Below are 9,841 nucleotides of genomic sequence, written 5' to 3'. Positions count from 1 at the left end.
GGCGGCGAACACGGACATGAACACGCCGACTCCTGCGGCCCCCGCGAGAGCTCCGAGGCACGGCGTGCCAACATTCAACCCGACTCCATGTAGGCGCACACGAGTAGTGGGTACTCGTTTCAGGGGACCGCGTCTGAGTAGCCGCCCGAGAAGTGGAATGACGACTTGCCCGGTCAGATGCGCTGACGCCCAGAACACGAGTACTGACTACTCGTTCTACGAGGCGTTTCAGCGGACCATCTGAATAACCGTCATTCCTTCCCAGTCGTCGAGGATCTTTTCACGACCGCTGGCGGCGAAGCCGTTCCGCCGATAAAACGCTTGGGCCCGTGTGTTGTCACGGGCTACCCACAGGGTCGCGCTTTCCGCGCCGATGGTAGCCTCCAGCAGTTGCTGTCCCAGACCGGAACCTTGATAGGCAGAGAGCAGGTAGATTCCCCAGAGCTCAGCTGGCGAGCTCGTTCCCGGGACCGGGGGAACGGAGCCGGCGAATCCGACCAGCCGTCCTTCGTGAACGGCCACCCAATGGCGGTCAGCGTGGGGTCCGGTGAGAATTCGCGACCACTGCGCGGTCCCGTCTGCGAGGTTCTGCTTCTCGAAGAAGCTGGCCGACAGGAGGCCGGCATACGTTTCACGGCGGCAACGGAGGTGCAGGTCGGCGAGTTCGTCCGCATCGCTGGGTCCGGCACGGCGCACGACAAATTCTGGGTCCATTGACCGATTCTAAAGATCCCGTTGCTGTGCCGTCGGGGCCGCGGACATAGCAGTACCGGTAGATGTCCTTCGTACTGCGCCACCCCGCCCATGGGCGCTCCGAGATTGGGCTCGTTGACCGCATGCCAGCGGGGCTACAGTTGGCGCCATGAGAAAACTCATCGTCCAGCAATGGGTTACCGTCGACAACATCGCCGCGGAGGAGGACGGCGGGCTCAGCTTCGTGTCAGGGGAGCCCTTTTCCGAGACCGACACCAGCGCGTTCAAGGCAAGCGTGATGGGGTTCATGGACTCGGTCGACACGATGATTCTCGGCGCGAACACCTACGCCCAGTCCGTGGGCTACTGGCCGTACGCCGAGGAGCAGGGCGAGTACGGCGAGAAGCTCAACAACCTCACCAAGTTCGTCGCGTCGTCGAAGCTGGATGACGCCCCCTGGGGCGACTTTCCCGCCGCGACCGTGACGCGCGACCCGGCCGCCACCATCCGGGAGCTCAAGGAGCAGAGCGGCAAGGACATCTGGCTGTGGGGGAGCCTGAGGCTCATGCACTCCCTGCTGGACTCCGGCCTCGTCGATGAAGTCCAGATGCGGGTCTGCCCGGCGTCACGCGGCAAGGGAAGGCGCATTTTCGAGGATTCGCAAGACCTGAAGCTGGTCGAGGCAACCCCCTTCGAAAATGGCGTGGTACTTCTGCGCTACGAGATCAGAAAATAAGCGGACAGTCCGCACTTTCAATTCTTCGAAGGGCTCATCATGCGCCTGTTTTCTCGTCGAGTGGCCAGACGGTTGCCAGATCAAGTCGACGGCGCCCGCAAAAAACCTCGGCGGAGGCTACAGATCGCGGGTATCAGTGCGCTCGTTGCGCTGGGTCTCGTGCTGGCTTCGACGGCCGCCAACGGTCTCCTGGAGCAGTCTGAAAAATCCAGCATCAGACCCTACGGCGAACGAATCGCCGTCAGCAGCGGCGAGATCAACGTGTACCGGAATGGACACTCGGGCCAGCCCATCGTCCTCCTCAGCGGCCTGGGAACACCCGCGCCTGCCCTCGATTTCGCTCCGCTGATTCGCGAACTCGGAAATTTTGACGTCATTGTCGTTGAGGGATTCGGCTACGGATACAGCGACATGAAGGCCGGCGAGCGGACCAACAGGAACATCAGCACGGAACTCCACGAAGTGCTGACCAAACTCCACGTCGAGCAGCCCTACATTTTGGCAGGACACTCCATCGCCGGCTTCTACACCCTTGATTACGCCAACCGGTACCCAGCGGAAGTAGCCGCAGTGATCGGAATCGACGCGACGGTGCCCAAAGCAACGAGCGAACCGGCAGGGGAGCCGCAGCCGGGAATCAACTGGGAACGGGCGCTCTCTGTCACGGGCGTGGTCCGTACCGTCACCGCCATCGCCCCTGACCTTGCGGCTCCGGACAGTGATGCCTACAGCGCCGACGAACTCGAACGCATGCGCCTGATGCTGAGCTGGAACTTCGGCAACGACGCTGTGGCCGATGAAACGTCGCGAATCGCCGCCAACGCGGCTGCCCTGAGAGGTGTCCGCTATCCCGATGCGCTGCCAGTCCTGGCCTTCATCGCCGACGACAAGACTGAGTCGACATCAACCCGGGCAGCCGCGACGCAAGACCTGCTGAAAAACGTCGATCACCACGAAATCGTCACGCTCGAGGGCGGTCATTACCTGCATTGGACCCAAGCCGGGCGCATGGCAGAAATCATCACTGCGTTCCTCGGCAAGCAATGATAACCGGGGTTCCCGCTGCTGAGCAGCGGGCGTAGAGGGCTATCACTGTCTGTCGGATCCGCATCAGATGCGATTCACCGGATTCGCGTTGACGGCGGCAGGACGTCTCGCCGCCGTCAGCTCTTCTGTTTGCTATTTCTGTCCCAGGAGATGAAGGGGTGTGCGGAACGTTTCCTTGGCGGTAGCGGCGGCGACAGCAGCCAGCAGACAGACCGCGGCGGTGAAGGCTGCCACCGGAACCCAGTTGCCTTTGTCTCCTCCGTTGAGCCAGGTGGCGATGGCAGGGCTGAAGCCCGCGATGAGCAGGCCCAGTTGGAGGCCGATGGCCACGCCGGAGTAGCGCACCTTCACATCGAACATTTCGGAGAAGAACGCCGGGTAGAGTCCGTTGGCCGCGCTGTAGAACAGGGAAGTCGTAGCCAGGCCCGCGAGGAGGATGAGCATGAAGTTGCCCGTGGAAATGGCCTGGAAATAGAAGAAGATTCCTGCGGCGCTACCGATGCAGCCCGTGATGAATACTGGTTTTCGGCCAATTCTGTCTGACAGGGCAGCTGCGAGCGGCTGCGTGAGCAGGGCGGCCACGTTGGTGCCGATGGTCACCCACAGCATGGCCGACGTCGGGATCCCCACTGTCTGCGTTGCGAACGCCAGGGCGAAGACCGTGACCACTGTGTTGGTGACTGTGAACAGGGAGGCGAAGCCGACCCGCACCACGTCCCAGCCATGGTCTCTGATGACGGTGACCAGGGGCAGTCTGGCGGTCTGGTGGTTTTCTTTGGTTTCTTCGAAGATCTCTGGTTCCTGGAGGGTGCGCCGGATCACGTAGGCCAGTACGAGAACCGCCAGTGAGGACCAGAACGGGACCCGCCAGCCCCAGCTGAGAAGGTCCTTCTCCGGCAGGGCGGCGATGGGAAGGAACACCAGGCTCGCCAGGATCAGGCCTGTGACGATGCCGTTCAGGGCCCACGAACCGTAGAGGCCTCGGCGATCGTCGGGTGCCTGTTCGATGGTCAGTGTGCTGGCCCCGGCGGTCTCTCCGCCGGCTGAGAGGCCTTGGCAGATCCGGAGGACGACGAGCAGAATGGGTGCCCAAATGCCGATTGTGTTGAAGTCTGGCAGGCAGCCGATGAGGAACGTCGAACCGCCCATTAATACGAGCGTGACGACTAGGACGTTCTTGCGTCCCAGTTTGTCGCCAAAGTGGCCAAGGACGATGGCCCCGAACGGTCGTGCCACATAGGCCACGCCGAACGTGGCCAAGGATGCGAGGGTAGCGGCGCCGTCAGCCGAGGGGAAAAAGATCCGGCCGAATACCAAGGCCGCGGCGGAGGCGTAAATGAAGTAGTCGTAGTACTCCAAGGTGCCGCCGAGGTAGGCCGCTGCGGCGGCGCGTTTGGCCTGGTTGGGGGTGCGCTGGCGCACTGGGGCGCTGTCGGTGCGCAAAGTCTCCATTGACATTGTTGCTCCTGGTTGTGGGTGGGGATGGTCAACCGGCTTGGGGATCGGCGGGCATGGGTGCTCGCGCATTGGTCGCCAGTGGCGGGCAGGTGGGGGCCAGGGACGTGGCCAGGTGTTCCCCGACGGCGAAAGCCCTCGTGATGGCAGAGCCAAGAGTGGCGCCTCCGCCCGGGTAGTTGTTCCGGAAGACGCCGGCTGACACGTTTCCGGCGGCGTAGAGTCCTGGGATCGGCTGCCGGTGGCGGTCAAGGACGCGCCCGTCGAAATCGGTGGCGAGACCCCCGGACGTACCCAAGACCCCTGCGTGGATGGTCACGGCGTAGAACGGCGGCTCGCGGAGGGGGGCCAGGCATGGGTTTGGGGTGTTTGCGGCGTCGCCGAGGAACCGGTCCTGGGGTGTGGCGCCCCGCTGGAATTCCCGGTCCACGCCCGTGGCGGCGTCTGCGTTGAACCTGCGCACGGTCGAGGTCAGTCCGTCGGGGTCTACGCCGATTTTCCGTGCCAGTTCTTCCAAAGTAGGTGCGCTGGACATCCAGCTCGCAGGCCGGCCGGGTGTGGAACCGGCCACGGGGTATTTCCGCTGGTAGGAGGAGTCGAAGACGAGCCAGGCGGGGTTGTTTTCCTGCCGGCCGGTCTGCGGGTCGATCGAGGCGAAGACCCGGTTGGCATCGTGATAGTTCAGCGCCTCGTTGACGAACCGGCGCCCCTTGGCATTGACGGTGATGGATCCGGGCAGGGTCATTTCCACGTTGCCCATGCGTCCGGATTGCCGTCCGTCATACTCGTGTTCCGGTGTGGAAATCACCGGTACGCCCCAGATGGCGGTCATGTCAGCAACGGCGGCCCCGGCTTTGAGCCCAAGTTGCAGCCCGTCCCCTTCGTTGGAGGGGGCACTGATGGGTGTTACGGGGAACGGAAGGAAAGCCTGGCGGAGCCTGCTGTTCCATTCGAAGCCCCCAGAGGCAAGCACAACCGCGGAGGCGATGATCGGCTTCCCGGCGGCCCGTCCACCAATGTTGACGGACCATCGTCCTTCCGATTCTTCAAGTTCCTTCACCGGAGCAGTGACGGCGAGCTGCACTCCCCGGTCCAGCGCGCTGGCCAGCAGGCTTCCTACGAGTGCGCCTCCCATGGTCCGGACACCCCGGGCCGCCCGCTCGGCCTGTAGGGCCGGGTCCGCGGCACGGCCGTTCAGGCCATCCCGCTCGGTCATGGTGAGCAGAGGGAAGTACGACGAGGGGCGGATCAGGGCTGACAGGCCAGGGTATCCGGCTGGATCGAAAGGGCTGTTGTCCAACCCGCGGCCCCCGTCGGCGGATCCTTCCCATTCCATGTGGTAATCCGGGCGGGAAATGGGAACCATGGCCACCTTGGTGGATTCGTTCAGGTAGCTGACCGCACGGGGAGCCGTGGTCACGTACCATTCGACTTCCTCCATGCTGAGCACGTGCCCGGCTGCCTCGGTGAGATAGGCAATGCCGTCGGCGTGGCTGTCGGAGTATCCTGCGGCTTTGGCGAGGTGGTTGTTGGGCGCCCACATCACGCCTCCGCCCGCGGCGGTGGTTCCGCCCAGCAGGGCTGCCTTTTCAAGGACGACGACGGACAGCCCGGCGTCCGCTGCCCGAATGGCTGCGACCAGTCCGGCGGCGCCGCTGCCGACCACCACCACATCATAGGTATCGGAGAGCCGATCTGCAGGAGTGAGAATGATTTCCGGAGCGCCGTTCATGGCCGTGATCCTGAGGTCGCATGTTCGGCTGCGCTGCTGTGCAAAGCAGGGTGCGCCTGCCGTGAGGCGGGCATTTCAATGAGGATCTTGCCCACCTTTTCGGTGCGGTCCTGCATTAGGTGGAAGGCCTGTTGAAGATCTTCGAAGGCGAAGCGGTGGGTCATCAGAGCCTGGGCTTCCCGGGCGTGCTTGGCCAGCAGGGCGAGACCGTCCGGGATGAGGTTGAGGCTGTTGCGGCTGCCCATGAGATCGAGTTCCTTAAAGGGGATGTCCTTCATGGAGACGGCGGCCTGCCGGGCGGAGATGCCCACCTGGACAATCCTGCCGGCGCTGGCAACAAGCCTGATCGCATTTTCCAGAGAGGAGGGCACTCCGGTGGCCTCGATGACGAGCTGCGGCCCATAGCCATCTGTGAGTGCCGCCAGCCGGGATTCCTGGTCCGGGTCAGGGAATGCGGCGCCGGGCGTGACCAATAGGGTGTCTACAGCGCCGAACTCGGTGGCAAGCTCGAGGCGGTCCACTTCGGTGTCTGCGCAGACCACCTGCACCCCCAGATCGGTCAGGTACAGGGTGGCGAGCAGGCCGATGGGTCCGCTGCCCAACACCAGGCCAACCTCGCCGGCGTCGGGGTGACCGCGGTTGACGGCCTGCATGGCGATGGAGGTTGGTTCGCCCATGGCGGCCAGGTGCAGGGGCAGGCCGGCCGGAACGGGGCACAGTTTCTCCAGCGGCACGCTGAGTACTTCCACGAGGGCGCCGTCGGAATAGCAGCCGATGCAGCCGATGTTCCTGCAGACGTTGGGGCGTCCCGTGCGGCACGGCCGGCATTCTCCGCAGTAGGTCATGGGGCTGACGGCCACCTGGTCTCCGACGCGGACACCGGCGTCGTTGGGTCCCACAGCTTCGATGACGCCGGAGAATTCGTGGCCTTGGATGATGGGGAGATCGGTGGGGTAGTCATCCTCCCAGATGTGAAGGTCGGTGCCGCAGAGGGTGACGTTGTGAACACGGACCAGCGCGTGGCCGGCTACGAGTTCGGGTTCGGCGGATTCTTCGAATCGGACGGTTCCTTTGGCAATGGTGCGGGCGGAGAACACAGCCAACCTCAGTTCTGGCCGGCGCCGAAGAAGATGTTCCATTGGCGGATGGTCCGCTCCTGGACCAGGCCTGCCTGGTGGAACGGGTCCTGGTTCATCAGTGCTTCTACATCAGCCTTGGACTGGCCCGCGATGATCAGCAGGGCGCCCGGTGACTCCTCGGGCCCGAAGGGGCCGCTCTTGAGGAGCCGGCCGCCGTCGAATTGGGCCTGAAGAAATTCAACGTGGGCCGGTCGTGTCTCATCCCGCTGCTGCGAGCTGGAACCGGAGTAAGTATAGGTGACGGCAAACGTGGGCATGGATAGTCCTCATCATTGAGCAGATGGTGGTTGGGTAGCTTCCCAGCCAGAGGTGCCGGGAGCACTTTGTGGGACTGATCACGTCCCTCTGCGCTCCATAGTGGCGCGATGTATTAGGACTTGTCCAATACGTAATTGATCAATAACTATGTGGCTTTTCTACATAGTTGGGTTGACCACCACGTCATGAGGACGGCGTCGGCAAGACTTCCAGGGCAACGTCGAGGGCCGCGCGCAGGGCGGGGGACATGGCGGATGGATTCCAGGCCAACCCCGAATACAGGGGAATGGCACCGCCGGAGATGGGCAGGAAAACCGTTCCGCCGGGCATGATCCCGGCGATGGAGTCGGGCATGAGGCTGACGCCGACGCCCCCGGCCACCAAGGAGAGTGCCGTGTAGGGGTCGGCCACCTCCTGGCCTATGTGAGGCCGGAAGCCTGCGGCATTGCAGGCGGCCACTGTTGCTTCTCGCAACGTGGAGCCTTGGGCCGCGGGCATGGTGATGAAGGTGTCGCCCGCGAGTTCGGCCAGGCCTATGGATTCCCTCCCGGCGAGGGGGTGGTCCACCGGGACGGTGGCGCCCAGGCCTTCTTTGGCGATGGTCCGGGTTTCAAGGGAGGGTGCGTCTACCGGCAGGCCGATGAACGCGAGGTCCAGTGAACTGTGGATGAGCTGTTGCAGCGCTTCCTGGGTCAGCAGCCCGCCGTGCAGCGTGACGTCCAGCTGGGGGTGGCGGTGCCGCAAGGCGCGGGTCAGCGGCGGCAGGGTCTTGTGGTTGAGCGCTCCGGAAAAGCCGATGCTGAGCCGGCCATAGATCGTTCCGCTATCGGCGCGGACCGCCCGCTGTCCCAGGTCAACTTCTTCCAGGATCTTCCTGGCGTGGGGCAGGAAGGAGTGTCCGGCGCTGGTGAGGGCAACGGTGCGTGTATTGCGTTCGAAGAGTGCGGCGCCGAGGCTCTTCTCCAGCTTTCGGATGGTCTGGCTGAGGGGTGACTGGGCCATTCGGAGCTTCTCCGCGGCGCGGCCGAAGTGCAATTCCTCAGCTACGGCCAGGAAGGCCTCAACCTGCCTCAGCTCCATATAGGCCCTCCTTTGCCTGCCATGCTTTTCTCCGGTCAGGTGCCGCACGCCGGAAGGCGCCGGCACCCGCCTGGCCCTTACACTGCAAGGCTATATTGGTTCTGGGATCCGCGGATTCCGGCCGGGCAAGGCATCTTCCCGGCCGCCAGCGGCAGGAGGCATCGTGGCAAACTCGGCGTCGGGGGAGTCCGTCATTGAACGGGTAGTAAAGATCATGGAGGCCTTCTCCAGGGGCAACCCGCGCCTGCCGCTGCGTGAGCTGGTCCGCATGACGGGAATGTCCAGCAGTACCGTCCACCGGCTGGCCAACGACCTTGCCGCCAGTGGACTACTGGAGCGTGACCAATCCGGCGACTATGGCGTGGGCGCGAGGATGTGGGAGCTCGCCTCGCGCAGCAACCCGCTCGAAGATTTCCGGCGGCGGGGGCTGCCATTTCTGGAAGGTGTCCACGCCGCCGTGCGTGAGCATGTTTCCCTATCCGTACCGGACGTGGAGTCCGGGAGCGTGCTCTACCTGGAACGCCTTGATCGGCACGGAACCGTGATGAACCTCGCGGAGGTAGCGGGCAGGCTGGAGATCCACAGCACCTCCTCCGGCATGGCGATGATGGCCCACATGCCGGGCTACGTCCAGGAGCGTTTCCTCGGCGGAACCCTGAAAAAGACCACGCCGGCCACCGAGACAGACCCGGCGCGCCTCCGTAAGCAGCTGGCCCACATCAGAGAGCTTGGCTACGCCCGGATGGCGGGCGTGCTGGTAGCTGAAAACACTGCCTTTGCCGTTCCGGTGTTTGGTGAGGGCCACTCGGTGATCGGTGCGATAGCCGTCGTTGTCCCGTCTGCGGAGGAGAACCCCGGTCTGATCCTGCCCGTTCTGGTCGCCGCTGGCCGTGGACTGTCCCGCACCATGGGGGCGGAGCGCCGCCCGTACGGGACTAGGCCATGGCTGGAATCCCTGGGCAAGTGAGCCTTGCACCGAAGCCCTAGAATCCGCGTCCCGTTGAACGGGATATCTGGCCTCCGGGTGTGATCCCGGTCCTACAGTCGATGCCAGAGAACAACCGCTTGTGACCTGAAAGCACACTCCTCTGGAAGGCTTTCCTGCATCAGACGATGAGGAGGGTGGCGCCGACCGGCAGCCAGCCAGCGAGCGTAACTCCGACACCATCTTTCCGGTAGCCCCGCCCCGTGGCGGTGCCGGCACCCACTCTCAATGAGGAGACACCATGGGACACGTGCACCAGCACCCACCCACAGCCGTTCGCAGCAACCAGTCATCACAAGGCGAGCACGTCAAGATGCCGAAAAAGGCAGCCCTCGCGTCCTTCCTTGGATCCACCTTGGAGTACTACGACTTCTTCATCTACGGCACCGCGGCCGCACTGATCTTCCCCAAGATCTTCTTCCCTGCGGGAGACCCCGTCGTCGCCCTGCTCGGCGCCATGGCAACCTTCGGCGTTGGTTACCTCGCCCGCCCGCTGGGCGGCATCGTCATGAGCCACTTCGGTGACAGGGTCGGCCGCAAACAGGCCCTCCTGATCACCTTGGTGATCATGGGCGTGGCCTCGATAGGGATCGGCTTCCTCCCCACTTACGGGCAGATCGGCTACTGGGCCACGGCGCTGCTCCTGGTAGGGCGCCTTGCGCAGGGCTTCTCTGCCGGGGCGGAGGCCGCCGGCGCATCCACCCTCACTATGGAAC

At 64.0% G+C, this 9,841-nt stretch carries 10 protein-coding genes; 4 read left to right on the top strand and 6 right to left on the bottom strand.

Features of this window, described 5'->3' with window-relative positions:
• Nucleotides 1-228: 228 nt before the first annotated feature.
• On the bottom strand, nucleotides 229-714 hold the full coding sequence (locus AC3A3W_RS04770; RefSeq protein WP_487440755.1) for an N-acetyltransferase family protein: 486 nt from the start codon (nucleotides 712-714) through the stop codon (nucleotides 229-231).
• Nucleotides 715-862: 148 nt separating this feature from the next.
• Between AC3A3W_RS04770 and AC3A3W_RS04765 the strand changes: the two genes are divergently transcribed.
• Together AC3A3W_RS04765 and AC3A3W_RS04760 are read left to right on the top strand one after the other, a co-directional pair.
• Complete coding sequence (locus AC3A3W_RS04765; RefSeq protein WP_487440752.1) at nucleotides 863-1,429, top strand: dihydrofolate reductase family protein; 567 nt, start codon at nucleotides 863-865, stop codon at nucleotides 1,427-1,429.
• 72 nt (nucleotides 1,430-1,501) lie between these two features.
• Nucleotides 1,502-2,476 carry an alpha/beta fold hydrolase gene (locus AC3A3W_RS04760; RefSeq protein ID WP_487440750.1) on the top strand — a complete coding sequence of 325 codons (975 nt, stop codon included), beginning with the start codon at nucleotides 1,502-1,504 and terminating at the stop codon, nucleotides 2,474-2,476.
• A 132-nt stretch (nucleotides 2,477-2,608) separates the two neighbouring features.
• Here the strand turns inward: AC3A3W_RS04760 and AC3A3W_RS04755 are convergent, their stop codons facing one another.
• From AC3A3W_RS04755 to AC3A3W_RS04735, 5 genes are all read right to left on the bottom strand, one after another.
• The gene (locus AC3A3W_RS04755) at nucleotides 2,609-3,928 is read right to left on the bottom strand and encodes an MFS transporter (protein ID WP_487440757.1); all 1,320 of its coding nucleotides are present in this window, start codon (nucleotides 3,926-3,928) and stop codon (nucleotides 2,609-2,611) included.
• Nucleotides 3,929-3,962: 34 nt separating this feature from the next.
• On the bottom strand, nucleotides 3,963-5,663 hold the full coding sequence (locus tag AC3A3W_RS04750) for an FAD-dependent oxidoreductase (protein ID WP_487440748.1): 1,701 nt from the start codon (nucleotides 5,661-5,663) through the stop codon (nucleotides 3,963-3,965).
• Nucleotides 5,660-6,802: an alcohol dehydrogenase catalytic domain-containing protein gene (locus AC3A3W_RS04745; protein ID WP_487440746.1), complete on the bottom strand. Its 1,143-nt coding sequence runs from the start codon at nucleotides 6,800-6,802 to the stop codon at nucleotides 5,660-5,662. The genes AC3A3W_RS04750 and AC3A3W_RS04745 overlap by 4 nt, the downstream gene beginning before the upstream one ends.
• Nucleotides 6,769-7,059 (bottom strand): YciI family protein, encoded by a 291-nt coding sequence (locus AC3A3W_RS04740; protein ID WP_487440745.1) that lies wholly within the window; start codon nucleotides 7,057-7,059, stop codon nucleotides 6,769-6,771. Before AC3A3W_RS04740 ends, AC3A3W_RS04745 begins: the two co-directional genes overlap by 34 nt.
• A gap of 184 nt (nucleotides 7,060-7,243) precedes the next feature.
• Nucleotides 7,244-8,140, bottom strand: a complete 897-nt coding sequence (locus tag AC3A3W_RS04735; protein WP_487440743.1) for a LysR substrate-binding domain-containing protein — start codon at nucleotides 8,138-8,140, stop codon at nucleotides 7,244-7,246.
• 163 nt (nucleotides 8,141-8,303) lie between these two features.
• Here AC3A3W_RS04735 and AC3A3W_RS04730 point away from each other — a divergent pair, with 163 nt between their 5' ends.
• A complete protein-coding gene (locus tag AC3A3W_RS04730) occupies nucleotides 8,304-9,107 on the top strand; it encodes an IclR family transcriptional regulator (RefSeq protein ID WP_487440741.1) in 804 nt (267 codons plus the stop codon).
• A 259-nt stretch (nucleotides 9,108-9,366) separates the two neighbouring features.
• A partial coding sequence (locus AC3A3W_RS04725; protein ID WP_487440739.1) for an MFS transporter occupies nucleotides 9,367-9,841 on the top strand: 475 nt, incomplete at its 3' end.

The organism is Arthrobacter sp. Soil_N43, assembly GCF_057655195.1.
This window is presented reverse-complemented; position numbering and strand designations above follow the sequence as displayed.

Bases quoted from the DNA above. Each gene is read 5' to 3' on its own strand.
- AC3A3W_RS04740 (WP_487440745.1), bottom strand. From the start codon at position 7,059: ATGCCCACGTTTGCCGTCACCTATACTTACTCCGGTTCCAGCTCGCAG.
- AC3A3W_RS04750 (WP_487440748.1), bottom strand. From the start codon at position 5,663: ATGAACGGCGCTCCGGAAATCATTCTCACTCCTGCAGATCGGCTCTCC.
- AC3A3W_RS04735 (WP_487440743.1), bottom strand. From the start codon at position 8,140: ATGGAGCTGAGGCAGGTTGAGGCCTTCCTGGCCGTAGCTGAGGAATTG.
- AC3A3W_RS04745 (WP_487440746.1), bottom strand. From the start codon at position 6,802: ATGGAACATCTTCTTCGGCGCCGGCCAGAACTGAGGTTGGCTGTGTTC.
- AC3A3W_RS04770 (WP_487440755.1), bottom strand. From the start codon at position 714: ATGGACCCAGAATTTGTCGTGCGCCGTGCCGGACCCAGCGATGCGGAC.
- AC3A3W_RS04765 (WP_487440752.1), top strand. From the start codon at position 863: ATGAGAAAACTCATCGTCCAGCAATGGGTTACCGTCGACAACATCGCC.
- AC3A3W_RS04755 (WP_487440757.1), bottom strand. From the start codon at position 3,928: ATGGAGACTTTGCGCACCGACAGCGCCCCAGTGCGCCAGCGCACCCCC.